The organism is Paraburkholderia aspalathi, assembly GCF_905220735.1.
In the GTDB taxonomy this organism is placed as follows: domain Bacteria; phylum Pseudomonadota; class Gammaproteobacteria; order Burkholderiales; family Burkholderiaceae; genus Paraburkholderia; species Paraburkholderia aspalathi.
Genome location: NZ_CAJNBA010000006.1, coordinates 364,871 through 391,489, shown reverse-complemented (window position 1 = coordinate 391,489; position 26,619 = coordinate 364,871). Strand labels below are relative to the sequence as shown.

Here is a 26,619-nt window from a genome sequence, read left to right as displayed (position 1 = left end):
CATGCTCCAGGCACAGCAAGTTAACCTCCCGCCGTCAGGCAGCGCCAAAGCGCTCGCTCTCACCAGCGGTAAAGGAAAGTTCGAAAGGAAGGGCCGGACAGACCCGGCTTGCGGTCCAGGCCGTCCGGCTGAGAGGCTGGCTGGCAGTCACAGAGGAGGAGAAATGTGACAGAAAGCTGGCGATGCCTTTCAATTGAGAATGGCTATCATTACACAATTGGAGCATTTGCTCAATTGCAATGCTCGGTATCCGCTTGACATCCGGGCGGCGCAAACCGACTCTAACTGGCGATCCCGTCAACGTTGCCGTTCCGGATACCTGCCCGCCATGCGCCTCACCTCTTTGGTCTGTCTTGCGTCTCTCGGCTGGCTTGCCGGTGTCCATAGCGCGAGCGCGAGCATCGCGGCCAAGCTGGACGATCCCTATACCAACGAAGGCGAAACGCAGACTTTCACCGTCAATGTCGACGGCTCCTTCTCCAAGCTCGATTCGATGACGCTGCACGTGAACAACGAAGCAGGCGTCGCGCGAGTGGCGCAGCAATACGTGTGGTTCAACCGCAATATGGCGGACGTGCAGATCATCGAGGCCTACACGACCACCGCCGACGGCGTGCGTCACGACGTGCAGCCTGATCAGATCCGCGACGTGCAGGAAGCGCGCTCGTTCGACGCGCCGATGTTCCAGGACATCCAGGAAAAGGTGATCGTGTTCCCCGCTGTGGAACCCGGCTCGCGCGTGCATCTCACCTATCGCAAGACGCAAAAGCAGCCGATCGATCCGGGCGAATTCAGCGACTTCACGCCGCCCGATCTCGCGCCGACCCACAACTTTCACCTCATCTACGACCTGCCCGCCGGCAAGGCGCTTTATGCCGATGCACGCGGCTTCACCGCGCTTCAACCGGTTACGCGCGACGGCCGCACTCGCTACGAATACCATTACGACAAGGCGCATTTCAGCCGTCTGGAGCGCGGCTCGATCGCGTATGTGTCGTACGGCGACCGGCTCATGGTCTCGACCTTTCCGGACTACGCCGCCTTCGCCGCCAGCTACAGGACGTCCGCCGCCGACCCGAGCGCGCGCGACACCGCCGTCACACGTCTCGCGCAAAACCTCACCGCGCGCGACCACACCCCGCACGACAAAGCCAAAACGCTGTACGACTGGGTACGCCGCAACGTCCGCTATGTGGCGATCTATGTTGGGCGCGGTTCGGTGGTGCCGCACAGTGCAAGCGCGATCCTCGCGAACCGCTATGGCGACTGCAAGGATCACGTGGCGTTGTACGGCGCGATGCTCGACGCCGTCGGCGTTCGCAATGAGCCGGCCCTGATCAGCAGCGGCTCGATTTACACGTTGCCCAGCGTGCCGGGCTACGGCGTCATCAATCACGTAATCACCTGGCTGCCGGATTTGCAGCAATATGCGGACTCGACCGCATCGAATGTCGAATTCGGCTTTTTGCCGTCGTCCGATATGAACCGGCCTACCGTCCTCGTCAACCACGGCGTGGTCGCGCAAACGCCGGCCACCGCGTTGATGACGCGCAGCACCGACCTGTCGATCAAGGTCGAACCGGATGGCTCGGCGAGCTTCACTTATCGTCTGGAAGCATCGGGCGCCACGGCCGAACAGGCGCGCGCGATGTTGCGCACGCAGACGCCCGCGCAACGTGAGGAGTCGATCCAGGCGGAACTGCGCAGCGCCAACCTGCGCGGCACCGCCACGCTGACCACCAGCGACCTCACCGTTGCAGACGGCCCGCTGACCATTACGATGAAAGGCACGCTCGAAAGTCTGGTGGTACCGGGCGCCGCGGCATCGATTCCGGCGCTGACGAGTATGGCCGGCGGCTTCGAGGCGGACACCCGCTACTGGCTCGGCGAACGGCAGCGCACGCAGCCATTCGTCTGCCACAACCTGACGTTGCATGAACGCGCGCGCATTGAATTGCCCGCGAATTTTCACGTGCTGGAAATGCCGGAAGCGAAACGAACTCAAGACCGCTTCGTCGATTTCCAGTCGCAGTACACGTTCGATCCGCTCAGCAACGTGGTGACGATGACGCGCGACGGCGCCACCCATTTCGATAGCGAGGTCTGCTCGCCCGACGACTTCGCGAAAATGCGTCCCGCGATCGAAGCGATCGGGCGCGACGTGCGCGCCGAAGTGATCGTCAAATCGACACTGGTGGAATCGTCGAGCGTGGCGTCGCAGGCGCCGTAGGACCGCTGCCGCTCAAACCGGCCAGAGCGGTCCTTCCTCCATCGCGCCGAGCTGCTCGCGCAGTTCGAGGATGCGGTCTTCCCAGTAGCGCTGCGTGTTGAACCACGGAAACGCCGCCGGAAACGCCGGGTCGTCCCAACGGCGCGCGAGCCATGCCTGGTAGTGAATCAGCCGCAGCGTGCGCAACGCCTCGACGAGATACAGTTCGCGCGGCTCGAAGTCGCAGAAGTCTTCGTAACCCGCGAGCAGATCCGCCAGCGCACGCGAAGCCTCGACGCGATCGCCGGGCAGCAGCAGCCATAAATCCTGCACGGCCGGACCCATGCGGCTATCGTCGAAGTCGACGAAATGCGGACCCGCGTCGGTCCACAACACATTGCTCGGATGACAATCGCCGTGCATTCGCAACATGCGAATATCGCCGGCCCGCTCGAAGGCGCGCTCGACGGCTTCCAGTGCGAGATTCACCACGGTCTGCCAGGCAGTGCGCACATCGTCAGGCACGAAGTTGTGCGACAGCAAGAAATCCCGCGGCTCGTAGCCGAACGTGTTGATGTCGAGCGTCGGGCGTTCGGTGTAGTTCTGCGTCTGTCCAACTGCATGGATGCGGCCGATGAAACGCCCCAGCCATTCGAGCGTATCGCGCCGGTCCAGATCGGGCGCACGGCCCCCGCGGCGTTCGAAGATCGAGAAACGGAAACCGTCGAAGGTATGCAGCGTGCGGCCTTCGAAAACACGCGCGGGCACGGCCGGAATCTCACGCGCGGCGAGATCGGCGACAAAGGCGTGTTCTTCGAGAATGGCGGCGTCGGTCCAACGCTCGGGACGATAGAACTTGGCGACCACGGGCGGACCGTCTTCCACTCCCACCTGGTACACGCGGTTCTCGTAGCTGTTGAGCGGCAGCATGCGGCCGTCGGTGTACACACCGACGCTGCTGAGCACGCTGTCGAGCGCGTCGAGCACGATTTCCGGCTTGAGCCGGGCGAAAGGTACGGCGCTATCGGCGCCGTCCTGTGGGTCGAAATTGTCGTCGTTCATGTCCGCATTGTGCGCCGCGCCGCCGTCAAAGACGAGGGCGTCGGCTCACCGTGCGGCTAACAGCCACCTGCAACCACCATGAATCGGACTCAAACCAGCTTCAATGCACCTGTGCGCTCGACGGACGAACCTGCTCGCCCGTATCGATCAGATCTTCAAGGAAAAAGGGTTCAGTATTCAGATGCTCCGATGTGCCGGGTTCGCCGGCATACCAGGCCACCATAGCCATGTCGCCGAGAATGCGCATGACAATCCCGCGTGCGCCCTGCGGCACCGCGATATGCACCGATCGGACAATGGAACCGATTTGCATGATGTTTCCCCGTTTCTCCCATAGCCGGCTTTATGGTTTCCGCGCCGGTCAAGGTGATGATAAAAGCGCCGCTTCGCCGATAACGTTGCGTACGCACCCAATCTGCTGCGCGTAAGACGCGTGAGAGGTTCGAGTCATTGTTCCCGTTTTGCGGGGCCATGGAAAGCGCGAACTCGGGGCTCTTCACCCGTCGTTTCGCCCTATTCCCATTACAGCGCGCCGGGCCGATGATCTGGGCGTAAAGCGTCGTAACGAGATCATCATAAACCCAGCCGGGGCGATATATCAAAATCATGCACCGCCAGAACGATCCGCTTAATCCGCCCGTTGCGACCGCCGGCCGCCGTCGCGGCATGCCTCATGGCCGCTGTGCGCGCCACGCCGGCGCCGCCGCCTTTCATCCCCTTAACTAGCCATGTGGATCGTTCGCCTGGCGCTGCGGCGCCCCTATACCTTCGTCGTGCTGGCCCTGCTTTTGCTGATCGTCGGTCCGCTGACGATCCTGCGCACACCCACCGACATTTTCCCAAATATCGACATTCCGGTGCTGTCGGTGATCTGGTCGTACAACGGGCTGGCCGCCGACGAAATGGAAAAACGCATCGTGCTCAACTACGAGCGCGGGCTCTCGACCGCGGTCAACGACATCGAGCATACGGAGTCGACGTCGCTGAACGGGATTGCGGTGGTGAAGATCTTTTTCCAGCCGCACGCGAATATCGATGAAGCGCTCGCCGAAGTCACGGCGCTGTCACAGACGCAACTGCGTTCGCTGCCGCCGGGCATCACGCCGCCGAATATCCTGCGCTACAACGCCTCGACGGTGCCGATCCTGCGCCTCGCGCTGTCGTCCCCTTCACTCACCGAGCAGGAGCTGTTCGACTTCGGCAATAACTTCCTGAAGACGCAGCTCGCCACCGTGCCGGGCGCTTCGGCTCCATTGCCGTATGGCGGCAAGCAGCGACAGATCATGGTCGATATCGATTCGCGCAAGCTGCAGGAGCGCAATCTGTCGCCGATGGACGTGGTCAACGCCGTCACCGCGCAGAATCTGATCCTGCCCTCGGGCACTGCGAAAATCGGCTCGACGGAATATTCGGTGGAGATGAACGGCAGTCCGGATTCGCTCGCCGGCCTCAATAACATTCCGATCAAATCCACGGCTAACGGCACCGTCTATATCCGCGACGTCGCTCATGTGCGCGACGGCTTCCAGCCGCAAACCAACATCGTGCGCGTGAACGGCCAGCGCGCCGCCTTGCTGACCATCAACAAAAGCGGCAACACGTCCACGCTCGAAATCGTCGACCGTATCAAGAAGATGATGCCGACGCTACGCAACCTCGTGCCGGCTTCGTTGAACATCGATCCGGTCGCCGATCAGTCGCTGTTCGTGCGCGCCTCGGTGCAGGGCGTGCTGCGCGAAGCGCTGATCGCCGCGTGCCTCACCGGTCTGATGATTCTGCTGTTCCTCGGCAACTGGCGCGCGACGCTGATCATCGCGGTATCGATTCCGCTGTCGATGATCACCTCGATCATCGCGCTGTCGATGCTCGGCGAAACCATCAACATCATGACGTTAGGCGGGCTCGCGCTCGCGGTCGGTATTCTGGTCGACGACGCGACAGTGGCAATCGAAAACATCAGCCATCAACTCGAGCAAGGCAAAACGCTGGAGCAGGCGATTCTCGACGGCGCGCATCAGATCGCGATTCCGACGCTGGTCTCAACCTTATCGATCTGCATCGTGTTCGTGCCGATGTTTCTGCTAACGGGCGTCGCGCACTACCTGTTCATTCCGCTCGCCGAAGCGGTGGTGTTCGCGATGCTGGCCTCGTACTTCTTCTCGCGTACGCTCGTGCCGACCATGGCGAAGTACCTGCTGCGCCATCACCACAAGCCGGCAGATCTACACCATGCGTCCGAGCAGACGCGCAATCCGTTCATGCGCGTGCACTACGCCTTCGAGCGTGGCTTCGCACGTTTTCGCGATCGCTATCGCGTGTTTCTCGAAGCGCGGGTTGCGCGGCCGGGTCTGTTCGTGACGCTGTTTCTCGTCTGCTGTGGCGCGTCGATGCTGCTGATGCCGTTTCTCGGCCGCGACTTTTTCCCACAAGTCGATGCGGGCACCATCGCGCTGCATCTGCGCGCGAAAACCGGCATGCGGGTCGAGGAAACCGCAGTGGTGACCGATCGGGTCGATACGCGGATTCGTCAGTTGATACCGCCCAGCGAGTTGCATTCACTCATCGACAATATCGGCTTGCCGGTCTCAGGTATCAACCTCTCATACAGCAACACCGGCACGATCGGCACCTCGGATTCGGACATACTCATCACGCTGAATCCCGATCATCATCCGAGCGCCGACTATGTGCGCACGCTACGCCGCACGCTCACCGACGAATTTCCCGGCGTGCAGTTCGCCTTCCTGCCCGCAGATATCGTCAGTCAGACGCTCAACTTCGGCATGCCCTCGCCGATCGACATTCAGATCGTCGGGCGCGACGTCGCCGGCAATCGCGCGTTTGCCGCGCAGTTGCTGAACCGGCTGCGCACCGTGCCGGGTCTTGCCGATGCGCGCATCCAGCAGCCCGCCGATTTGCCGCGCATCTTTATCGACGTGGACCGTACACGCGCACAGCAAGCCGGTTTCTCGCAACGCGACATCGCAAGCGATCTGCTGATTACACTGTCCGGCAGCCAGCAGACCACGCCGACGTTCTGGCTCAATCCGCGCAACGGCGTCAGCTACAACGTGATCACGGAAGCGCCGCAATACACGATCGATTCGTTGCAATCGCTCGCGAACATTCCGCTGAATGCCAACGGCCGCAGCAATATTCTCGGCTCGCTCGCCACGATGAAACGCGAAGCGGGCAACGCAGTGCTCACGCACTACAACGCGCAGACCACCATCGACATTTTCGGCACCGCCGACGGCCGCGATCTCGGCGGCGTCTCCGACGACATCAGCAAGATCATCGACAGCGCCAAAGCCGATCTCCCCAAAACCTCGAGCATCGAAGTACGCGGCCAGGTGCAGACCATGAACGATTCGTTCTCGGGCCTGTTCGCCGGTTTGGTATTTGCGATCCTGCTGGTGTATCTGCTGATCGTGGTGAATTTCCAGTCGTGGCTCGATCCCTTCATCATCATTACGGCGCTGCCGGGCGCGCTCGCGGGCATCGTGTGGATGCTGTTTCTCACGCACACCACGCTGTCGATTCCGGCGCTGACGGGCGCGATCATGTGTATTGGCATCGCCACCGCGAACTCAATTCTTGTGATCAGCTTTGCACGCGAACAACTGCTCGAACACGGCGACGCGACGCGTGCAGCGATCGAGGCGGGCTTCACGCGTTTCCGTCCGGTGCTGATGACGGCGCTCGCAATGGTGATCGGCATGGTGCCGATGGCGACCGGTCTTGGCGAAGGCGGCGAGCAGAATGCGCCGCTCGGGCGCGCGGTGATCGGCGGTTTGACGGTCGGCACTTTAGCTACGCTGATCTTCGTGCCCGTTGTCTTTTCGATGATTTACCGACGGCTCGCGGCACGGCGTCAGCGTGCGGCCGAGCATGTGGTGCAAAAACCATGACGACTCGCACGACACACGCAACGCGAAGCACAAGAGGCAGCTTCGACTGCCCATGCATTCTGATAGGGGAAGCTTGATGGAAGGAAAACGTCCAGGCGAATCCAACGCCGCGCCCGATCCAGCGAAAGGGAAACGCGCGCGCTGGGTAATCGTGGCGGTGGTCGTGGTGATCGTTCTGCTCGCGGCGCAAGGTATCTGGTCGCGCCATGACGCGCATGCGGCACTCGAGCGCGATGCCGAGCACGCCAGCCAGACGAGCGTCGAAGTCGTGCGTCCGCAGAAGTCGAACGCGGGACTCGACCTCGTGCTGCCCGGCAACGTGCAGGCGTTTCTCGACACGCCGATTTACGCACGCACTAACGGCTACCTGAAGAAGTGGTACGCGGACATCGGCGCGCACGTCAAGAACGGCCAGTTGCTCGCGGACATCGACACACCGGAAGTGGACGATCAACTGCGCGCCGCCCGCGCCGACCTCGCGAATGCCAACGCCAACTACGCGCTCGCGAAAAGCACCGCCGACCGCTGGACCGACATGTTGAAAAGCAAATCGGTTTCGAAGCAGGAAACCGACGAGAAGGTCGGCGACATGCTCGCGAAGAAAGGCACGCTAGACGCCGCGCGCTTCAACGTGGCGCGCCTTGAAAAAACGCAGTCGTTCCAGAAGGTCTACGCGCCCTTCGACGGCATCGTGACGGCACGCAATGTCGATGTCGGCGCATTGATCGACGCGGGCAGTTCCGGTGGCCCGGCGAAGGAACTGTTCCATGTCGCGCAGGCGGACAGATTGCGTGTGTATGTGAACGTGCCGCAGGCCTATGCACAACAGGTCCGCGCGCAACAGACGGCGTTTCTGACGCTGACCGAGACGCCGTCCAAACATTATCCGGGGACCGTGGCGCGCACCTCGGGCGCCGTCGATCCGCAACAGCGAACCATGCTCGTCGAAGTCGATGTCGACAATCGCAATGGCGATCTGCTGCCGGGCGCATACGCGCAGGTGCATTTCGCTTTGGGCGCTGGCGCCGCGCCGTTTACGTTGCCTGGCAACGCGCTGCTGTTTCGCCCGGACGGCGTGAAAGTGGCCACTGTGGATACACAGCACAAAGTGAAGCTGCTGCCGGTTTCGCTCGGGACGGACTTCGGCACGCGCGTGGCAATCGCATCCGGTTTGCAAGGCGATGAACAGGTGATTCTGAATCCGCAAGATTCGATCATCGATGGGGCGCCGGTGCGGATCGTGCCGGCAAAAGCGGGGGCTGGTGCGGAGGGCGCGAGTGCCTCTGGCGCAGCAGCCGCAAGTGCGCCCATTGCGCACGTCGCCAGCCTGCAATCAGCGAGGATGTCCTTGTGAGCGCGCCAGTATCACGTCGCCATGTCGGGCCATCGCTTGCACACGGCTCGCTGCTTGCCGTAGCGTCCGTCTTTGTCTTCACGCTCACCGCCTGCACCGTGGGTCCCGACTACGTCAAACCATCGGCCACCACCGCCGCCACCTACAAGGAACTCGAAGGCACCGGCTGGAAGCCTGCGCAACCCGCCGACACCGTCACACGAGGTGCATGGTGGAGCGTCTACGCGGACCCATCGCTCGATGCGCTCGAGCAGCAGGTGGCGAGCGCGAACCAGAACGTGCAGGCTGCCGAGGCGCGTTTTCGCGCCGCCCGCGCGACAGTTGCGCAATACCGCTCGAACTTCTTCCCGGTCGTCAGCGCGAATGGAGACTATTCACGCGCGCGGAGTTCGGCGAATGTGCTGCACAAATCGACCGCCGGTCTCACGCTGAACGATTACCTCGTACAAGCCGACGCGTCGTGGGAACCGGACTTGTGGGGCCGCGTGTCGCGCAGCGTCGAAGGCGCAAAAGCCGAAGCGCAGGCGAGCGCCGCCGATGCGCAAGCCGTGCTCCTCTCGATGCAGGCCGAACTGGCAACGGACTATTTCGAACTCCGCGGTCTCGATCAGGAACGCCAACTTCTCGACGACACGATCAAGGCCTACAAGGAAGCACTCGATCTGACGCAACACCGCTACGCCGGCGGCATCGCCACCGATGCCGACGTCGCGCAGGCGCAGACGCAGTTGCAAACCACTCAGGCGCAAGCGCTTGACCTCAGCGTGCAGCGCGCGCAACTCGAGCACGCGATCGCGATCCTGATCGGGCAGACGCCCTCGACCTTCTCCCTGCCGGTTGCGCCGCTCACCGCCGTGCCGGTGGTCGCGGCGGCCGGCGTGCCATCCGCGTTGCTCGAACGACGGCCCGACATCGCGTCGGCAGAACGGCACGTCGCCCATATGAACGCGCAGATCGGCGTGGCGACGGCGGCATTCTTTCCGAACCTGATTTTGTCGGTGACGGGTGGGCTCGAAGCGACCAACTACAGCCAATGGCTGCTGGCGCCGAGCCGTCTGTGGTCGCTCGGGCCGACGCTGGCCGGTACGCTGCTCGACTTCGGCGGACGTGCATCGGTGAAAGAGCAGGCCCGTGCGCACTACGACGAAAGCGTCGCGCAGTACCGCCAAACGGTGCTGACGGCGTTCGGCCAGGTCGAAGACAATCTCGCCGCCTTGCGCGTGCTGGAACAGGAAGCCGCCGCGCAGGACGACGCCGTGGCCGCCGCGCAGCGTTCGCTAGCAGTCGTGTCGAATCGCTATAAAAACGGCGCGATCACGTATCTCGACGTCGTGGTCGCGCAAACCACGGCGCTCACTAATGAGCGGACCGCGGTGTCGATCGCGCGCCGCCGCATGGCCGCGAGCGTCGCGTTGATCAAGGCACTAGGCGGCGGCTGGGACGCGTCCGCCTTGCCGACCGACGAACAGATCGTGCATCCCGCAGCACCTGGGAGCGATGCGGCGGCGCACGGTTAAGCTTTTCAGCGTATCCTTAACTTCTTTGAGTACTCTGCGCTGCCCAAGGAGATTTTTTCGTGACCGCATCGCCGGATTCCCACCGGACTGCTGCTTCGGCTGTTCCCGTTTCGTCTGCTTCTCTCACCTCCGCTTCTGTGTCTGGCGTCTCTGACATTCCCTATCTCGAACGTGGCACGCGCGCCTATTGGCGCGCCAGCATCGCACTGCTGTTCGCCGGTTACGCCACCTTCTCATTGCTGTATTGCGTACAGCCATTGCTGCCTGCGTTCTCCACGGCGTTCAACGTGACGCCGGCACAAAGCAGCTTGTCGCTTTCAGTGACAACCGCCGCGCTCGCGCTCGCCATATTCGTGGCCGGCTTCGTCTCGGAAGGCTGGAGCCGTCACAAGCTGATGACGGCATCGCTCACGCTCTCGGCGCTGCTGACGATCGGCGTGTCGATCGCGCCGCACTGGCATCAATTGCTCGTGTTGCGCACGCTCGAAGGGCTCGCGCTCGGTGGCGTACCCGCCGTCGCGATGGCGTACCTCGCGGAAGAAGTGCATCCGGATGGACTCGGTCTGGCGATGGGTCTGTATGTGGGTGGCACGGCGATCGGCGGGATGGCTGGGCGTGTGATCACCGGCGTGGTAGCGGATCTGTTTTCGTGGCGCGTGGCAATCGGAACGATCGGCGTGCTCGGCATTCTGTCGATGCTCGCGTTTCGCGCCTTGCTGCCGCCGTCACGCCATTTCGTACCGCGTCGCGGGCTCGGCTTTTCCCATCACCGCACTGCGCTGCTCAAGCAATTCACGCGACCCGGCTTGCCGCTGCTGTTCCTGCTTGGCTTCGTGCTGATGGGCAGCTTCGTTACGCTGTACAACTACATCGGTTACCGGCTGCTCGCGCCGCCGTACCTGCTGAGTCAGACGGAGATCGGCGCGATTTTCGTCGTCTATCTGACGGGCGTGGTTGCCTCGCCGTGGTCGGGTCGCATGGCCGACACCTTCGGTCGGGCACGCGTGCTGATCGCCAGCCTGCTGCTGATGGCATGTGGACTTGCACTCACGATGCTGCATCCGCTGGCGGCCATTGCGACCGGCATCGCTTGTGTGACGTTCGGCTTTTTCGCCGGACACTCGGTGGCGAGCGGCTGGGTCGGACGTCTCGCCAAAGAAGCCAAAGGCCAGGCGGCTGCGCTGTATCTGCTCGCGTATTACATCGGTTCGAGCGTGGTCGGTTCTTATGGCGGGCGCGTATGGGCAGGTTATGGCTGGAACGGTGTCGCCGGACTAGTCGGCCTGCTGCTTGTCGTAGGCCTCGTTGCGGCTATGCGCTTGCGTCAGCGCGAACGGATCACAGCATAAGGGAACGCTGCTGATCGGCTGTGCGGAAACGTGTGACCTGGACGCAGCGTGAATCAGCGCCTGCATGAGCCGTGCCCCGGTTAGGCGAGAACCATCCGCAGCGCATCAAACAGGCCTGAAAAGTAAGGCCCGTGTAAGCAAACACTTCATTTTCTACGGGGTTTTTGCTGCAACGCGCCAATCGCGGCGCCCCTTGCAGTACTGGGTTCAGCAGCCTGCGAAGACGCGCTGCAGCGCCGCAATACGTTGTTATGTTGATCTAAGCGTCGTCTATACTCGAATCGACCGCTGGCAGTGCATGACTCCAGAAATCGAGCCGCTGCCCGCGTTGGTATTACATAAGGAGACGGGTATGACGACCTACTTTACGATCGGCGATTTCATCCTGGTCATTCCGATGGCGCTGGCCGGCGCCCTGTTTGTCGGCGCGCTACCCTGCAAGACGGAATTTCGGCACAACGCGTTGCGCGTGCTTGGCGCGCTCATCGGCGTAGTGTTCGCGGTCGTGCTGGTCGAGGGCTTGCCTGCGCTAGTGTAGCGGGGTCCGGCGAAGGCGGTCTGTGCGCTTCGCCGATGGTTCGGTCGACTGAACGCAGTCGCTTCGGCCATTGCGCGGGAAGCGTGTGTGCTTGAACTGCGTTGAAAAAAAGCCGCCTCATGGGCGGCTTTCTTCGTTTCTACGGCGTGTCTTTTACTGCATGCATCTACGACCTGACACGCCGCGGAATCAGATCGCCTGATCCGTCGACGGTTTTTCCCAAAGGTTAATGCCGCCTTCGGTCGCGTAGCGATCGATCTCCGCCAGCTCTTCCTTCGAGAACGCGAGATTCTTCAGTGCACCGACGTTCTCGCGCACCTGCTCCGCGCGGCTTGCGCCGATCAATACCGACGTGACACGCGGATCGCGCAGCGCCCAGGCGAGTGCCATCTGCGCGAGGCTTTGTCCGCGACGCTGCGCGATGTCGTTGAGCTTGCGCACGTGCTCGATGTTTTGCGGGCTCAGATGCTCCTGCTTCAACGAACCGCCGCCCGGCTTGTTGACGCGCGCGTCTTCCGGCACGCCGTTCAGATATTTGCCGGTGAGCAAGCCCTGCGCAAGCGGCGTGAACGCGATGGCGCCCGCGCCGACTTTCTCGAGCGTGTCCAGCAATTCCTGCTCAATCCAGCGGTTGAGCATGTTGTACGCCGGCTGATGGATCAGGAGCGGCACCTTGTACTCGGCGAGCAGCTTCGCCATTTCGAGCGTCTTGGTGGCCGAGTACGACGAAATACCGATGTACAGCGCCTTGCCCTGCTGCACAGCGGTCGCCAATGCACCGGCGGTTTCTTCGAGCGGCGTATCGGCATCGAAACGATGCGAATAGAAGATATCGACGTAGTCGAGGCCCATGCGCTGCAGGCTCTGATCGAGACTCGCGAGTACGTATTTACGCGAGCCGCCGCCCTGGCCGTACGGACCCGGCCACATGTCCCAACCCGCCTTCGACGAAATCAGCAGTTCGTCGCGATACGGCTTGAAGTCGTCCTTGAAGAGCCGGCCGAAATTGGTTTCGGCGCTGCCGTACGGAGGGCCGTAGTTGTTGGCCAGGTCGAAGTGCGTGATGCCCAGATCGAAGGCCGTGCGCAGGATGTCGCGCTGCGTGGAGATCGGCGTGGTATCGCCAAAGTTGTGCCACAGGCCCAGCGACAGCGCCGGCAGTTTGAGACCCGACTTGCCGCAGACGCGGTATTTCATGTCCGAATAGCGTTCTGAAGCTGCTTCGTAAGCCATTGCTAGTGTCCTTGATGTTGAAGTCGCCCGGCGATCACGGGCGTGAGGAAATCACATGCTGCGGGAGGCGTGCAGGTTTTATATTCAGGTATGGGTGAGGCCAGACCGCTATGGTAGCCAATCGCCGCGATGCGTGCAGGCACCCAGTATGCGGGATGGACGACAGCTTGCGGCTCCCCTACACTTTGGCCGATCAAAGCTTAGCGGAGGGATGGATTCATGACGAAGGCGATTTCAATCGCGCTGATTGTCGGCGGTATCGTGCTGTTGTATTTCGGCGGACAGGCGTTCAACTCGGTCAGCAGCGAGGTGTCCCGCGTGTTCACCGGATCTCCGACCAACAAGGCGATCATGCTGATCGTGGGTGGCGTTATCGCGACGATTGCCGGCCTGACCGGGATGGCTGTTTCCGGGCGCAAGCGGTAGAGCGTTAATTGCCTGCACGGCGCGGGGCCAACGGGCCTCCACGCCGCGCAACGCAAAAAAACTAGAAGGCAATTTCGGGCTTGGCCGCCGAGCGGGATCCCGGCAGAGGCACATTGCTCGCCCCGTGATAGGTGAACACCAGAGAAAATTTCACCTGATCGCTGAGATTCTTGCCAGCCGAATGCAGTGTGTTGCAATGAAAGAACACCACGTCGCCGGCCTCGAGTTCGGGCGAAACCGCAGTGCGAATCAACGCCTGATTCTCTTCCAGATCGGAGCGGAAAAACTTGGCCTCGTCGAAGCGGTCGGACGTGAAGGCTGCGCTGTGCGACTTCGGCACCAGCCACAACGCACCGTTATCAATCGTTTCCGACCCGACCGCGAGCCACACCGACACCAGGTCGTCACGCTCGAACGACCAATATCTCACGTCACGATGCCAGCCGGTCAAACTGCCATAGGCAGGGTGCTTGGTCATCATGCAATTGTGATGGGCCCGCGATAGGCGCGGCTCCTCGCCGAAGTACAACTCCATCCAGCCGCGAATTTCCGGCGCCGTGGCCCATTGCGCGAAATGCGGATGGCGCCCGTACGCATCCAGCAGGCGGCGAACCGTATGCCCACCCGGCGCGTGTTTGGATTCCGGTGCGCCCGGATAGCGCAGATCCGCTTCGAATTCGATTGGTGCGGCCGCTTCCTGCAGCTGGCGCTCCGCAATCTGCTTCAGTTCAGCGCAACGCTCGGGCGAAACCAGTCCCGGCACGACGACAAATCCCTGCTCCCGCAACGTTTGAATCTGCTCTTTCTTCGAGTGAAGTGACATGGTGTTCCGTTACTTTCGACTGACTGATGCTCGATTGTAAAACGGGCGCGATCGGACTGCGCGCTGTTTCACCTGCCGGGAAGCCGGGCCTTACGCACTACTTTCACGCGAATGGGCGGTATGCATGGCACGCTGTCTGGGCACGCGCGCACGAAAATCGACCGCAAAGGGCGCGACCCCGCAAACTCGCGCAGCGCGTTTACCCCGTAAAAACCCGTATTCGCAGGGTAAAAACCGACTTTCTGACGTCATGAATCGCGTGTAGCCTGCACACATGTTGATTGTTCTTCCCGCACTTTTACGGCACGCACAGGCCGCCATGGCCGACTCCGCCGTCCTCCGTGTCCTTTCCAGTCGAATTCCGGGCTTTCGCGCCGTCCATCGCGACACCGCCGTTGGCACATTTGGTGCTCCTTCTGGCGCACACTCCGTCGCGCGACACGTTGCCTACTTGTGAAGCCATGCATACTCTTCTGAGCACCCGTCTTACCCGCGCCGCATTGAAAGCGGCGCGTCCGGCACGCCGCCATGTCGTGCGTGCACTGCGTCACCATGCCACCCGCACTCGCGCATTAGGCGAGCAATGGCGTGAAGCCAAGGCGGTCGACGGCATTCGCACGTGGTTCCACACCTTCTTCTCCGCACTGCGCCTGCAAGGCAGTTCGCGCCGTTTTTCACTGCGCACGCTGCTGCGCAAACCGACGCCGCTGCGTCTCACCGCGACGCGCAATGCACCGGTCGTCGCCCCGCAAAGTACGAGCCGCCGCCCGCGCCGTATGTCGACGAGTGGTAGCAGCGGCTGGTTTGCGTTCGCGTTTGCGAGCCGCTGAGTGCGTGGCTAAGCAAGTGGCTGAATAGGCGGCTAAGTGAGCCGCCGAACGCGTCGCGGTGCACTGCAAAGGCAATAAAAAACCCCGCTCGGCTTACGCCGGCGGGGTTTTTTGCTGAAACGGACTGTGTGCGCTTATTCGGCGAGCGCGACAACCGGTTCGGTGCCTGCAGCTTCGGCGAGCACCAGAGCCTTGTCCGTGGCTTCCCACGTGAATTCCGGCTCTTCGCGGCCGAAGTGACCGTAGGCCGCGCTCTTCTCGTAGATCGGACGCAGCAGGTCGAGCATCTGGATGATGCCCTTCGGACGCAGATCGAAATGCTCCAGCACCAGCTTCGTGATGACTGCATCCGACACGCGGCCCGTGCCGAACGTGTTGACCATGACCGACGTCGGCTGGGCAACGCCGATCGCGTACGACACCTGAATCAGGCAGCGCGACGCCAAACCAGCCGCCACGATATTCTTCGCGACATAACGGCCGGCATAAGCCGCCGAACGGTCGACCTTCGACGGATCCTTGCCCGAGAACGCGCCGCCGCCGTGCGGCGCCGCGCCGCCGTACGTATCGACGATGATCTTGCGGCCCGTCAGACCGCAATCGCCTTGCGGGCCGCCAATCACGAATCGGCCGGTCGGGTTCACCAGGAACTTGATGTCGCCCTTGATCAGGTCAGCCGGCAGGGTCGGCTTGATGACTTCTTCGATCACGGCTTCGCGCAGCGTGGCCAGATCGATGTCCGGCGAATGCTGCGTGGACAGCACGACCGTGTCGATTGCATGCGGCTTGCCGTCGACATAACGCACGGTGACTTGCGACTTCGCATCCGGACGCAGCCAGGGCAGACGGCCGTCGCGGCGCAGATTCGCCTGACGTTCCACCAGACGGTGCGACAGGTGAATCGGCAGCGGCATCAGTTCCGGCGTTTCTTCACACGCATAACCGAACATCAGGCCCTGGTCGCCAGCGCCTTGATCGAGGTTATTGTCGTGCGCACGGTCCACGCCCTGGGCGATGTCCGGCGATTGCTTGTCGTACGCCACCAGCACCGCGCAGCCGCGGTAGTCGATACCGTAATCGGTGTTGTCGTAGCCGATGCGCTTGATCGTGTTGCGCGCGACCTGGATGTAATCGACGTTCGCGGTGGTGGTGATTTCACCGGCCAGCACGACGAGACCCGTGTTGCACAGCGTTTCGGCTGCGACACGCGAGTACTTGTCCTGGGTCAGGATGGCGTCGAGGATGGCGTCCGAGATCTGATCCGCGACTTTGTCGGGATGGCCTTCGGACACGGATTCGGAGGTGAAGAGATAATCGTTTGCCACGTTGCAGACTCCTGTTTTGTGGTTACGGTTGAGTTTCACGTAGCCAGCTTCGGGAGCCTTGAAGCGGCGACGCTTTAGCGGATTACCTTACCGGCAGGGGGCCTATCCCATGGATCGCACCCGCCAGCTTCGCCCCGCAAGTTGTCTATTAACTCGGCGAAGCCCTTATTATAGCGACTTCCTTTGATTGTCACAGAGTGATCACCCGTGCTGTATTTCGACCCGTCTTCAGGTTTCTTGAGCAAAGCGTCGCTCGACGCCCTAAACGGAGGGGCGGCATGCTGAGTCGTCTTGGCGCCCACCTGGCCATTGGACTGCTGAAATTTCTGGCGTTGCTGCCATACGGTTTCGTTGCGCGACTGGGCGACGGGCTGGGCTGGCTGCTCTACCAGATACCCAGCAACCGTAAACGCATCGTCCACATCAATCTGAGCCTGTGCTTCCCGGAGTGGAGCGCTGAGCACCGCGAAGAGATCGCGCAGAAACACTTCCGCCACGCGATCCGCAGCTATGTCGAGCGCAGCGTCCAGTGGTTCGGGTCCGCAGAGAAGCTGGAAAAGCTCGTGCAGGTGGATAGCGAGATCGATCTACTGGATCCCGACATGCCGCCCACCCTGTTGCTCGGCGCGCATTTCGTCGGTATTGAGGCGGGCTCCGTGTTCATCAATCACGCGCTGCGCCGGCAGTGCGGCGCGCTCTACCAGCCGATGTCCAACAAGGTGCTCGACGACGTGGCAATTGCCGCGCGCGGCCGCTTCGGCGCGGACATGGCAAGCCGTGCCGACAGTGCGCGCATCGTGCTGCGCTGGTTGCGCGACCGCAAGCCGGTCATGCTCGGCGCCGACATGGACTACGGCATGCGCAACTCGACGTTCGTGCCGTTCTTCGGCGTACAGACGTGCACGCTGACTGCCGTCGGGCGGCTCGCCGGGGTCGGCCACGCGCAAGTGGTGCCGTTCATCGGCGAGGTGCTGCCGAACTATAAGGGCTACCGGCTGAAGGTCTTCAAGCCGTGGGACAACTACCCCACCGGCGACGACGAAGCCGACGCGCGCCGCATGAACGCCTTCCTCGAAGAGCAGATTCCGTTGATCCCCGAGCAGTACTACTGGGTGCACAAGCGCTTCAAGACCCGGCCGCCGGGCGAGCCGAGCGTCTATGACCGGCCTTCGAAAAAAGGCGCCTGAACGCTTAAATAAAACGGCGTTCGGCCCACCTGCAGGCGCGTCACTTACAATAGCGTGATGAAACTGAAATTCACCAAAATGCACGGCGCGGGTAACGACTTCGTCGTGCTCGACGGCTACACCCAACCGGTCAACCTGACGCCGGCGCAGGTGCGCGCGCTCGCGGACCGGCATTTCGGCGTCGGCGCCGACCAGTTGCTGCTGGTCGAAAAGCCCACTGTGGATGGTGTCGATTTCAGATATCGCATCTTCAATTGCGACGGCGGCGAGGTCGAACATTGCGGCAACGGCGCGCGCTGCTTCGTCAAGTTCGTGCGCGACAACGGCCTGACCGACAAGCGCAGCGTGCGCGTGCAAGTGCAGAACGGCACCATCCAGCTGACCATGCAGGAGAACGGCGAAGTGCTGGTCGACATGGGTGCGCCCGTGTTCGAACCGGAGCGCGTACCGTTCGCCACCAAAGGCCTCGAAGGCCGCCGCGAGGGAGCGGACACGCTCTGGCCGCTCGACGTGAACGGCGTGACGCGCTGGATTTCAGTGGTGTCGATGGGCAATCCGCACGCGGTGCAAGTGGTCGACGACGTCGAAGATTTTCCGGTGCTCGTCGAAGGTCCGGTGATCGAGCGGCATGCACGTTTCCCGCAGCGAGTGAACGCGGGCTTCATGCAGATCGTTGGACGTAGCGAGGTTAAGCTGCGGGTCTACGAACGCGGCGTCGGCGAGACGCTGGCGTGCGGCACGGGCGCGTGCGCCGCAGTCGCTGCCGGCATTCGGCGAGGACTGCTGGATGCGCCGGTGCGGGTGCACACGCACGGTGGCCAGTTGACCATCACATGGGACGGCACGCAAGACGCGCCGCTGCTGATGGCCGGCCCCGCGACAACCGTCTTCGAAGGCGAGATCGAACTGGCCGACTGACCCGCGCCAGCGCACTACCCGATTCAGCGGCCGAGCGATCGGCCCAGGAAGTACCAGACAAGCGGCCTCGAACAGGCCGACTAAGAAGCCAACGACAGCCGATGAAAAGCCGGACGAAACAGCGCTTTCACCGGCTGACCGAACTCATGACCGATGCGCCGCCCGAAGGCGTCGTCCCGTAGTCCTTTAGCCGAAACCATGAACGATCGCGAAGTCGCCGAATATCTGCTCGCCAACCCCGAATTCTTCGCCGAACACGCGGAAATGCTCGCGACGATCCGGCTTGCGAACCCGCACGGCAAAGCCGCGGTGTCGCTGCAGGAACGGCAGATGGAAATGCTGCGCGACAAGAACAAGCATCTCGAGCGGCGTCTGGCCGAGCTGCTGCGCTACGGTCACGAAAACGACAGCATTGCCTCGAAATTCAATCGCTGGACCATCCGCGTGATGGCCGAGCGCGATCCGTACGCGCTGCCGCGCACGATCTCCAACGGCTTGCGCGATATTTTCGACGTGCCGCAAGCCGCGCTGCGCGTGTGGGACGTCTCCGAGCCGTATGCACAGGCCGAGTTCGCGCGCCATGTCGGCGAGGAAGTGCGAATCTTCGCGAATAGCCTCACCACGCCGTACTGTGGCGCCAACACGGGCTTCGAAGCGGCGCAGTGGCTGGTGCCGACAGTGTCGGCGGTGAGTGAGGACGGGGCCGCAGGCGGCGCCGGCGAGTCCGCGCATGCCACCGAGTCGATTGCACTGCTCGCACTGCGCGACCCCGAAGGCAAGGAAGAAGCACCGACCTTCGGCCTGCTGGTGATGGGTTCCGCCGACGCCCGCCGCTTCCACGACGGCATGGCGACCGATTTCCTGACGCAGATCGGCGCGTTGGCGAGCGCGGCGCTGAGCCGTCTGCTGCCGCGCTAAAGCCATGCTGAAACCGCTAAGCCGCCGATCCCGCCAAAGGCCATCGTGACCGAAGCCGATCCGATCGCCGCCTATCTGTCGAATCTCGAACATGAGCGGCGACTGTCGGCGCACACGCTGCGCGGCTACACCCACGAACTCGAAGAGCTCAAGCTGCTGGCCAAAGGCCGGCCGCTCGAAAGCCTCACCGCTGTCGATATTCGCGGCGCGGTTTCACGCGCGCACGCCGGCGGACTGACGGCGCGCTCGATCAGCCATCGGCTGTCGTGCTGGCGAGCGTTTTACCGCTGGTTCGCGGGCCGCGTCGATTTGCCGGCCAACCCGGTCGCCACCGTGCGGGCGCCGAAGCAGGCCAAATCACTGCCGAAGGCGCTTTCCGTCGACGACGCCACGCGCCTGATGGAGAGCCCGCCCGCCGCGACGCCCGAAGGCCTGCGCGACCACGCGATGCTCGAACTGTTCTACTCGTCGGGCCTGCGTTTGTCCGAACTGGTCGGCCTCGACGCCCGTTTTGCCGACGCCGACGGTTACCGCTCCGCGGGCTGGCTCAAGCTCGATTCCGCCGAAGTCGAAGTACTCGGCAAGGGCAACCGGCGCCGCATCGTGCCAGTCGGCAGCAAGGCGCTCGACGCCCTGAACGCGTGGCTCGCGGTGCGTGATCAGATGGTGAAACACGATCCACATCCGCTGTTTCTGTCGGCGCGCGGCAACCGTCTGTCGCCGAATGTCGTGCGTGATCGCGTGAAGCGCGCGGCGCTGGTCGCCGGCATTCCCGCCAATGTGCATCCGCACGTGCTGCGGCATTCGTTCGCCACGCACGTGCTGCAATCGAGCGGCGATCTGCGGGCCGTGCAGGAACTGCTCGGGCACGCCAGTATCACCGCCACGCAGGTCTACACCGCGCTCGATTTCCAGCATCTCGCGCACGTCTACGATCAGGCGCATCCGCGCGCCAAGAAACGCGACTGATTCCGCTCTTTGCTTTTTTGCGGGTTGCGGTCTCCGCCTTCGCTTCACCTGCCGTGTGCCCCTTTTTCCACGCGGCCTACTGCTCCTGCTGACACCCAGATGAATACCGTTACGCTCAAACCGTCGAAAGAAAAATCGCTGCTGCGCCGCCATCCGTGGGTCTATGCCAACGTGATCGATCGCGTCGACGGCAACCCCGCGCCCGGCGCGACCGTGCTGGTGCGCGCGCACGACGGCCGCTTCCTCGCCCGCGCGGCCTACAGCCCGCATTCGCAGATTCGCGCCCGCGTGTGGAGCTTCGACGAAATGGAGCCGATCGATCATGCGTTCTTCAAGCGCCGCGTGCAGCGCGCGCTCGCGCATCGTCAAACGATGGTGCACAACACCGGCGCGGTGCGGCTGATCTTCGGCGAAGCGGACGGCCTGCCTGGCCTGATCGTCGATCACTACGTCGCTGAGGACGCGGGCCAGCGCAGCCAGCTGGTGTGCCAGTTCATGGCGACGGGCGTCGAAGCATGGAAGGAAGCGATCGTCGCGGCGCTGACCGACGCGACCGGCTGCCCGAACGTCTACGAGCGCTCGGACGTGTCGATTCGCCAGAAAGAAGGGCTCGAGCAGATCACCGGCGTACTGGCGGGCGAGGCGCCGTCGGAAGCGCTGATCGCGAGCGAAAACGGCGTGCGCTATCACGTCGACGTGCGCAACGGCCACAAAACCGGCTTCTACGTCGACCAGCGCGACAACCGCTTGCTGGTGCAGCAGCTGGCGAAAGATCGCGACGTATTGAATTGCTTCTGCTACACCGGCGGCTTTTCGCTGGCGGCATTGAAAGGCGGGGCAAAGCGCGTAGTGTCGATCGATTCGTCGGGCGACGCGCTCGCGATCGCACAGCAGAACGTGGACGCCAACGGTTTCGACGCCGAACGCGCCACCTGGCTCGACGCCGACGCGTTCAAAACCCTCCGCCGCTTGTACGACGAAGGCGAACGCTTCGACCTGATCGTGCTCGATCCGCCGAAATTCGCGCCGTCGCGTGAACACGTGGATCGCGCCTCGCGCGCCTATAAGGACATCAACCTGACTGGCCTCAAGCTGCTGCGCCCGGGCGGCCTGTTGTTCACCTATTCGTGCTCCGGCGCAATCGACTCCGAACTGTTCCAGAAGATCGTGTCCGGCGCGGCGGCCGATGCGCGTGTCGACGCGCGGATTCTCAAGCGCCTCGGCGCCGGGGTCGACCATCCGCTGCTCACCGCCTTCCCGGAAGGCGAATATCTGAAAGGCCTGCTGTTGCAAATTGCCTGATCGCCCATAGCTTCAGGGTTATTTCCCGCGTGCCGCGGAGGGGTTCGCCCCCGCTGCCAGCGCCGGCTTGACAGATATGTTTCAATATCCGGCTAGATCGGGTCGCGCGCCGTCAGGCTGCCGCGCCCGGCAAACCGGATTCGCAGACGCATTCGCTGCACATTCGCGCTGCACATTCGATTCCGCACAGATTCACGTACATACAGGCGACCAACATGATCCCAGTCACCATCCTGACCGGCTTTCTCGGCAGCGGCAAAACCACCCTGCTCAAGCGCATCCTGAACGAAAAGCACGGTATGAAGATCGCCGTGATCGAGAACGAGTTCGGCGAAGAGAACATCGACAACGAAATCCTCGTGCAGGACACGAGCGAGCAGATCATCCAGATGAGCAACGGCTGCATCTGCTGCACGATCCGTGGTGACCTGTCGCGCGTGCTGGGCGATCTGGCGGCGAAGAAGCAGTCCGGCGAACTGGATTTCGACCGCGTCGTAATCGAAACCACCGGCCTCGCCAATCCGGGCCCGGTCGCGCAGACGTTCTTCATGGACGACCAGATCGCCAACGAATTCCTGCTCGACGCGATCATCACGCTGGTCGACGCGAAGCACGCGAACCACCAACTGGACGAGCATGAAGTGGTGCAGCGCCAGGTCGGTTTCGCCGATCGCCTGTTCATCACCAAGTCCGACCTGGTCGACGAAAAGCATCTGGACGATCTGCGCCATCGCCTGCTGCACATGAACCCGCGGGCGGCAATCAAGGTCGTCAATTTCGGCGAAGCGGACATCAAGGAAATCTTCGACCTGCGCGGCTTCAACCTCAATTCGAAGCTCGAAATCGACCCCGACTTCCTCGCTGAAGACGAACACGCGCACAGCCACGCTCATGCGCATGACGAGCACGGCCACACCCACGCCGATCACGACGATCACGATCACGAAAACTGCGATCACGACCACGGCAAGTGCGACCACGAAGGCCACGACCACGCGCATCACCATCACGCGCACCACGACGACAAGATCAAATCGTTCGTCTACCGCAGCGACCGTCCGTTCGATCCGAACAAGCTCGAGGACTTCCTCGGCGGCATCCTGCAGATCTACGGCGAGCGCCTGCTGCGCTACAAGGGCGTGCTGTACATGAAGGGCGTCGACCGCAAGGTGGTGTTCCAGGGCGTGCATCAGATGATGGGCAGCGATCTGGCCGCGAAATGGCAGCCGATCGAGAAGAAGACCAACAAAATGGTGTTCATCGGCATCGAACTGCCGCAAGACCTGATCACCGACGGTCTGGACGCCTGCCTGGCGTAAGCGCCACAAGTCGTCGCAAGTGCCGGCTCGTGCCGTGCCGGGCAAATGGCGCGGCACGCGGCATGCTGGAGCGCGCTTATCACGGGCGCGTGTCCGGCGGGCACCGCGGTAATCGTCTGCAGAATACGGTGCGGAGGAGCGCCCCGAAAGCCTGCTGAAATGTCGGCCGTGTGAAAAGCACGTGAAAACCCTGCTGTATTAAAGCGTGCACGACCATCGCTTTTTGACCGTGCGCGCGTTATATTTTCGGGATATCAGTGCGCCGCCGGGGTATTTCCACCAGTTGCGGTGCCGGATTGTGATTCAGTTACAATACGTGCCCACTGGAGAATGACAACGAATTGCCCGGTCAGCGCGTATCCCGCGCCGGGCTAAAACGGCGCCGGAAAATCTTATCCGGAACTCACGCCGACAATGCCGGCTGGCACAGCAGACAATGCTCGCTGCCGGCAAGCAATGCCTCAGGAGCATTTGAGAAACGGTTTCCAGAGGAGTTCGGCCCCGCATTGGCGTAGCGACGCCCGGCGCGTGGGCGCAAGGCGCTTCGGCGTCACCGACAGCCCATCGTCCGTGCCCGCCCAGCGCTCAGCGTCCTCGTGGCGCCTTTGCGGGCAATACGAAAGTGCGGGCACTATGTAAGAGTTTTGCCTCACATTGAAGAAGCAAGCCAGATGACGACGAAACGACTCTTGACTGAAGCCGAAATCCTGAAGATGAGCGACAAGGATTACATGAATGAGGATCAGCTCGCTTTCTTCAAGAACAAGCTCGAACAGCTGCAGGCGGACATTCTCCGCAATGCCGGCCAGACGACCGAGAACCTGCGCGAAACAGTAATCGTGCCGGACCCGGCCGACCGTGCAACGATCGAAGAAGAGCATGCGCTGGAACTGCGCACGCGCGACCGCGAACGCAAGCTGCTGAAGAAGGTGCAGCAATCGATCGCGCGCATCGATTCGGGTGATTACGGCTGGTGCGAAGAAACCGGCGAGCCGATTGGTGTTCCGCGTCTGCTCGCACGGCCCACGGCAACCCTGTCGCTCGAAGCGCAGGAACGCCGCGAACTGCGCCAGAAGCTGTTCGGCGACTGAACGCCAACGGCGCGGCTTCGGCTCCGCGCCCTTTTAAGCTGCTTCGTCGAGAGGCGCACGGTGATCTGTGCGCCTTTTTTCTTTTGTGTGCCCCTGCGCACAGTCCTCCGCTCCGAATCCCGTGTTTTTGTCTTATGCCGTTTGCCGGCTCTTGATATGACCGCGCACGCCCTAAAATAAGCCGGACATGCGTTGCACGAGCGCGCGCCGGCCGGTTGATCGTTTCAGCGTTGCGCGCCGTCCGCTTTCAGGATTCATGCGGTGGTGCATTAGCTTGTGCCGCCGTGTCCTACCCGTTTTGCAAAGAGGAACGCATATGGAGCAATTTCACGGCACAACGATCGTTTCCGTGCGCCGCGGCGACAAGGTCGCGCTTGGCGGCGACGGCCAGGTGACACTGGGCAACATCGTCATGAAAGGCGGTGCGAAGAAAGTCCGGCGCATCTATAACGGCAAGGTGATGGTCGGCTTCGCCGGCGGCACGGCCGACGCCTTCTCGCTGCTCGATCGCTTCGAAGCGAAGCTGGAAAAACATCAGGGCAATCTGACCCGCGCCGCCGTCGAACTCGCCAAAGACTGGCGCACCGACCGCATGCTGCGCCGCCTCGAAGCCATGCTGATCGCGGCGGACGCCACCACCACCCTCGTCATTACCGGCAACGGCGACGTGCTCGATCCGGAAGGCGGCATCTGTGCGATCGGTTCGGGCGGCGCCTACGCGCAAGCCGCCGCGAAGGCGCTCGTTGACAACACCGAGCTGTCGCCGCGCGAGATCGTGGAGAAGTCGCTCGAGATTGCCGGCGACATGTGCATCTATACGAACCATAACCGCGTCATCGAGACGATCGAGTAAGGACCCACGATGAGCACCATGACCCCTGCCGAGATCGTCTCGGAACTCGACAAACACATCATCGGCCAAGGCCGCGCGAAGAAAGCAGTTGCCGTGGCGCTGCGCAACCGCTGGCGCCGTCAGCAGGTTGAAGACCCGCTGCGTCAGGAAATCACGCCGAAGAACATTCTGATGATCGGACCGACCGGCGTCGGTAAAACCGAAATCGCGCGGCGTCTGGCGAAACTGGCCGACGCACCGTTCATCAAGATCGAAGCCACCAAGTTCACCGAAGTCGGTTACGTGGGCCGCGACGTCGACAGTATCGTGCGCGATCTGATGGAGATCTCAATCAAGCAGACGCGCGAAACGGAAATGCGCAAAGTGCGGACCAAGGCTGAAGATCAGGCTGAAGACCGCATTCTCGACATCCTGCTGCCGAGCGCACGCCCCGTTGGTTTCGGTGCGAGCTCAAGCGCAGCGGATACTGCCGACGAAGGCAGCACCACGCGCCAGACCTTCCGCAAGCGCCTGCGCGAAGGCCTGCTCGACGACAAGGAAATCGAACTCGACGTCGAACAGCCGCAAGTCGGTATGGACATCATGGGGCCGCCGGGTATGGAAGACATGACCGAACAGATCCGTTCGATGTTCGCAAACATCGGCGGCGGCAAGAAAACGCGCCGCAAGCTGAAGGTGAAGGAAGCGCTGAAAGTCCTCACCGACGAAGAAGCCGGCAAGATGCTCAACGACGAAGAGGTGAAGGCCAAGGCGGTGCAGAACGTCGAGCAGAACGGTATCGTGTTCCTCGACGAAATCGACAAGATCGCGTCGCGCAATGAAGCAGGTGGTGGCGAAGTGTCGCGTCAGGGCGTGCAGCGCGATCTGCTGCCGCTCGTCGAAGGCACCACGATCAACACCAAGTACGGCATGGTGAAGACCGACCACATTCTGTTCATCGCAAGCGGCGCGTTTCATCTGTCCAAGCCGAGCGATCTGATTCCGGAACTGCAAGGTCGTTTCCCGATCCGGGTCGAACTGGATTCGCTGTCGGTGGGCGATTTCGAATCGATCCTGGTGTCGACCGACGCAAGCCTCGTCAAGCAATACCAGGCATTGCTGGCCACTGAAGACGTGCACCTCGAATTCGCCGACGACGGCATTCGCCGTATGGCCGAAATCGCGTACTCGGTCAACGAGAAGACTGAAAACATCGGCGCGCGCCGTCTGTACACGGTGATTGAAAAACTGCTCGAAGATGTCTCGTTCGCAGCAGGCAATCATTCGGGCAAGACGGTGCAGATCGATGCGGCGTATGTCGATCGCGCGCTGAACGAAGTGGCGGAAGATGAGGATCTGTCGCGCTACGTGCTGTGATGTTGATATGTTGATGCTGGCGTCGACACTGACGCCGCATTAAAGCCGCGCGCCTCGCATGCAGTCGATCACGTGTGAGGCGTAAAAAAACGGGCTGTCTTGTGAAAGACAGCCCGTTTTGCTTTCCGG

The 26,619-nt window shown here is 62.2% G+C and carries 23 protein-coding genes; 17 read left to right on the top strand and 6 right to left on the bottom strand.

Annotation, left to right across the window (positions count from 1 at the left end):
- Positions 1 to 328 precede the first annotated feature (328 nt).
- Complete coding sequence (locus KHO30_RS30895) at positions 329 to 2,230, top strand: DUF3857 domain-containing transglutaminase family protein (protein ID WP_211703209.1); 1,902 nt, start codon at positions 329 to 331, stop codon at positions 2,228 to 2,230.
- A gap of 12 nt (positions 2,231 to 2,242) precedes the next feature.
- On the opposite strand, the gene KHO30_RS30890 is transcribed toward KHO30_RS30895, so the two are convergent.
- Positions 2,243 to 3,271 (bottom strand): serine/threonine protein kinase, encoded by a 1,029-nt coding sequence (locus KHO30_RS30890; protein ID WP_200566997.1) that lies wholly within the window; start codon positions 3,269 to 3,271, stop codon positions 2,243 to 2,245.
- Positions 3,272 to 3,371: 100 nt separating this feature from the next.
- The gene (locus tag KHO30_RS30885) at positions 3,372 to 3,584 is read right to left on the bottom strand and encodes a hypothetical protein (protein WP_035554043.1); all 213 of its coding nucleotides are present in this window, start codon (positions 3,582 to 3,584) and stop codon (positions 3,372 to 3,374) included.
- Positions 3,585 to 3,999: 415 nt separating this feature from the next.
- Between KHO30_RS30885 and KHO30_RS30880 the strand changes: the two genes are divergently transcribed.
- The 5 genes from KHO30_RS30880 (at position 4,000) to KHO30_RS30860 (ending at position 11,940) form a co-directional block, all read left to right on the top strand.
- Complete coding sequence (locus tag KHO30_RS30880) at positions 4,000 to 7,182, top strand: efflux RND transporter permease subunit (protein WP_211703208.1); 3,183 nt, start codon at positions 4,000 to 4,002, stop codon at positions 7,180 to 7,182.
- A gap of 76 nt (positions 7,183 to 7,258) precedes the next feature.
- Positions 7,259 to 8,536: an efflux RND transporter periplasmic adaptor subunit gene (locus tag KHO30_RS30875; RefSeq protein ID WP_093634660.1), complete on the top strand. Its 1,278-nt coding sequence runs from the start codon at positions 7,259 to 7,261 to the stop codon at positions 8,534 to 8,536.
- A gap of 50 nt (positions 8,537 to 8,586) precedes the next feature.
- Positions 8,587 to 10,053 carry an efflux transporter outer membrane subunit gene (locus KHO30_RS30870; protein WP_211703229.1) on the top strand — a complete coding sequence of 489 codons (1,467 nt, stop codon included), beginning with the start codon at positions 8,587 to 8,589 and terminating at the stop codon, positions 10,051 to 10,053.
- Between the two features lie 137 nt (positions 10,054 to 10,190).
- Positions 10,191 to 11,402, top strand: a complete 1,212-nt coding sequence (locus tag KHO30_RS30865; RefSeq protein ID WP_244864173.1) for an MFS transporter — start codon at positions 10,191 to 10,193, stop codon at positions 11,400 to 11,402.
- Between the two features lie 352 nt (positions 11,403 to 11,754).
- Positions 11,755 to 11,940 carry a hypothetical protein gene (locus KHO30_RS30860; RefSeq protein WP_007179669.1) on the top strand — a complete coding sequence of 62 codons (186 nt, stop codon included), beginning with the start codon at positions 11,755 to 11,757 and terminating at the stop codon, positions 11,938 to 11,940.
- Between the two features lie 189 nt (positions 11,941 to 12,129).
- On the opposite strand, the gene mgrA is transcribed toward KHO30_RS30860, so the two are convergent.
- Positions 12,130 to 13,173, bottom strand: coding sequence for an L-glyceraldehyde 3-phosphate reductase (gene mgrA / locus KHO30_RS30855; protein ID WP_093634658.1), 1,044 nt, complete (start codon positions 13,171 to 13,173; stop codon positions 12,130 to 12,132).
- A 219-nt stretch (positions 13,174 to 13,392) separates the two neighbouring features.
- Between mgrA and KHO30_RS30850 the strand changes: the two genes are divergently transcribed.
- On the top strand, positions 13,393 to 13,599 hold the full coding sequence (locus KHO30_RS30850) for a DUF3185 family protein (protein WP_093634657.1): 207 nt from the start codon (positions 13,393 to 13,395) through the stop codon (positions 13,597 to 13,599).
- A gap of 61 nt (positions 13,600 to 13,660) precedes the next feature.
- Here the strand turns inward: KHO30_RS30850 and KHO30_RS30845 are convergent, their stop codons facing one another.
- Together KHO30_RS30845 and KHO30_RS30840 are read right to left on the bottom strand one after the other, a co-directional pair.
- Positions 13,661 to 14,422 (bottom strand): phytanoyl-CoA dioxygenase family protein, encoded by a 762-nt coding sequence (locus KHO30_RS30845; protein ID WP_093634656.1) that lies wholly within the window; start codon positions 14,420 to 14,422, stop codon positions 13,661 to 13,663.
- Between the two features lie 298 nt (positions 14,423 to 14,720).
- On the bottom strand, positions 14,721 to 14,885 hold the full coding sequence (locus KHO30_RS30840; RefSeq protein WP_167378383.1) for a hypothetical protein: 165 nt from the start codon (positions 14,883 to 14,885) through the stop codon (positions 14,721 to 14,723).
- On the opposite strand from KHO30_RS30840, the gene KHO30_RS30835 reads away from it, so the two are divergent.
- Complete coding sequence (locus KHO30_RS30835; protein WP_175053749.1) at positions 14,884 to 15,252, top strand: hypothetical protein; 369 nt, start codon at positions 14,884 to 14,886, stop codon at positions 15,250 to 15,252. The two genes, KHO30_RS30840 and KHO30_RS30835, sit on opposite strands and share 2 nt — an antisense overlap.
- Positions 15,253 to 15,386: 134 nt before the next feature.
- Here the strand turns inward: KHO30_RS30835 and metK are convergent, their stop codons facing one another.
- Entirely contained in the window at positions 15,387 to 16,577 is a 1,191-nt protein-coding gene (metK, locus tag KHO30_RS30830; protein WP_093634655.1) for a methionine adenosyltransferase, read from the bottom strand.
- A gap of 278 nt (positions 16,578 to 16,855) precedes the next feature.
- On the opposite strand from metK, the gene KHO30_RS30825 reads away from it, so the two are divergent.
- The 9 genes from KHO30_RS30825 (at position 16,856) to hslU (ending at position 26,490) form a co-directional block, all read left to right on the top strand.
- Entirely contained in the window at positions 16,856 to 17,764 is a 909-nt protein-coding gene (locus KHO30_RS30825; RefSeq protein WP_211703207.1) for a lipid A biosynthesis lauroyl acyltransferase, read from the top strand.
- Positions 17,765 to 17,821: 57 nt separating this feature from the next.
- On the top strand, positions 17,822 to 18,682 hold the full coding sequence (gene dapF / locus KHO30_RS30820) for a diaminopimelate epimerase (RefSeq protein WP_093634653.1): 861 nt from the start codon (positions 17,822 to 17,824) through the stop codon (positions 18,680 to 18,682).
- A gap of 198 nt (positions 18,683 to 18,880) precedes the next feature.
- Positions 18,881 to 19,600, top strand: a complete 720-nt coding sequence (locus KHO30_RS30815) for a DUF484 family protein (RefSeq protein ID WP_211703206.1) — start codon at positions 18,881 to 18,883, stop codon at positions 19,598 to 19,600.
- A gap of 45 nt (positions 19,601 to 19,645) precedes the next feature.
- Positions 19,646 to 20,569: a tyrosine recombinase XerC gene (gene xerC, locus KHO30_RS30810; protein WP_093634651.1), complete on the top strand. Its 924-nt coding sequence runs from the start codon at positions 19,646 to 19,648 to the stop codon at positions 20,567 to 20,569.
- 99 nt (positions 20,570 to 20,668) lie between these two features.
- On the top strand, positions 20,669 to 21,871 hold the full coding sequence (locus KHO30_RS30805; protein ID WP_093634650.1) for a class I SAM-dependent rRNA methyltransferase: 1,203 nt from the start codon (positions 20,669 to 20,671) through the stop codon (positions 21,869 to 21,871).
- 215 nt (positions 21,872 to 22,086) lie between these two features.
- The gene (locus KHO30_RS30800; protein WP_153134252.1) at positions 22,087 to 23,190 is read left to right on the top strand and encodes a CobW family GTP-binding protein; all 1,104 of its coding nucleotides are present in this window, start codon (positions 22,087 to 22,089) and stop codon (positions 23,188 to 23,190) included.
- 671 nt (positions 23,191 to 23,861) lie between these two features.
- Positions 23,862 to 24,281 (top strand): RNA polymerase-binding protein DksA, encoded by a 420-nt coding sequence (gene dksA / locus KHO30_RS30795; protein WP_054037155.1) that lies wholly within the window; start codon positions 23,862 to 23,864, stop codon positions 24,279 to 24,281.
- A gap of 316 nt (positions 24,282 to 24,597) precedes the next feature.
- Positions 24,598 to 25,134 (top strand): ATP-dependent protease subunit HslV, encoded by a 537-nt coding sequence (gene hslV, locus KHO30_RS30790; protein WP_028197737.1) that lies wholly within the window; start codon positions 24,598 to 24,600, stop codon positions 25,132 to 25,134.
- 9 nt (positions 25,135 to 25,143) lie between these two features.
- Positions 25,144 to 26,490, top strand: coding sequence for an ATP-dependent protease ATPase subunit HslU (hslU, locus tag KHO30_RS30785; protein ID WP_054037153.1), 1,347 nt, complete (start codon positions 25,144 to 25,146; stop codon positions 26,488 to 26,490).
- Positions 26,491 to 26,619: the final 129 nt, after the last annotated feature.

Coding starts and splice junctions, on each gene's coding strand:
- hslV (WP_028197737.1), top strand. CDS start 24,598: ATGGAGCAATTTCACGGCACAACGATCGTTTCCGTGCGCCGCGGCGAC.
- KHO30_RS30860 (WP_007179669.1), top strand. CDS start 11,755: ATGACGACCTACTTTACGATCGGCGATTTCATCCTGGTCATTCCGATG.
- KHO30_RS30835 (WP_175053749.1), top strand. CDS start 14,884: ATGCATACTCTTCTGAGCACCCGTCTTACCCGCGCCGCATTGAAAGCG.
- dapF (WP_093634653.1), top strand. CDS start 17,822: ATGAAACTGAAATTCACCAAAATGCACGGCGCGGGTAACGACTTCGTC.
- hslU (WP_054037153.1), top strand. CDS start 25,144: ATGAGCACCATGACCCCTGCCGAGATCGTCTCGGAACTCGACAAACAC.
- KHO30_RS30885 (WP_035554043.1), bottom strand. CDS start 3,584: ATGCAAATCGGTTCCATTGTCCGATCGGTGCATATCGCGGTGCCGCAG.
- KHO30_RS30895 (WP_211703209.1), top strand. CDS start 329: ATGCGCCTCACCTCTTTGGTCTGTCTTGCGTCTCTCGGCTGGCTTGCC.
- mgrA (WP_093634658.1), bottom strand. CDS start 13,173: ATGGCTTACGAAGCAGCTTCAGAACGCTATTCGGACATGAAATACCGC.
- KHO30_RS30845 (WP_093634656.1), bottom strand. CDS start 14,422: ATGTCACTTCACTCGAAGAAAGAGCAGATTCAAACGTTGCGGGAGCAG.
- dksA (WP_054037155.1), top strand. CDS start 23,862: ATGACGACGAAACGACTCTTGACTGAAGCCGAAATCCTGAAGATGAGC.
- KHO30_RS30880 (WP_211703208.1), top strand. CDS start 4,000: ATGTGGATCGTTCGCCTGGCGCTGCGGCGCCCCTATACCTTCGTCGTG.
- KHO30_RS30890 (WP_200566997.1), bottom strand. CDS start 3,271: ATGAACGACGACAATTTCGACCCACAGGACGGCGCCGATAGCGCCGTA.
- KHO30_RS30850 (WP_093634657.1), top strand. CDS start 13,393: ATGACGAAGGCGATTTCAATCGCGCTGATTGTCGGCGGTATCGTGCTG.
- KHO30_RS30815 (WP_211703206.1), top strand. CDS start 18,881: ATGAACGATCGCGAAGTCGCCGAATATCTGCTCGCCAACCCCGAATTC.
- KHO30_RS30875 (WP_093634660.1), top strand. CDS start 7,259: ATGGAAGGAAAACGTCCAGGCGAATCCAACGCCGCGCCCGATCCAGCG.
- KHO30_RS30800 (WP_153134252.1), top strand. CDS start 22,087: ATGATCCCAGTCACCATCCTGACCGGCTTTCTCGGCAGCGGCAAAACC.
- KHO30_RS30825 (WP_211703207.1), top strand. CDS start 16,856: ATGCTGAGTCGTCTTGGCGCCCACCTGGCCATTGGACTGCTGAAATTT.
- KHO30_RS30840 (WP_167378383.1), bottom strand. CDS start 14,885: ATGGCTTCACAAGTAGGCAACGTGTCGCGCGACGGAGTGTGCGCCAGA.
- KHO30_RS30805 (WP_093634650.1), top strand. CDS start 20,669: ATGAATACCGTTACGCTCAAACCGTCGAAAGAAAAATCGCTGCTGCGC.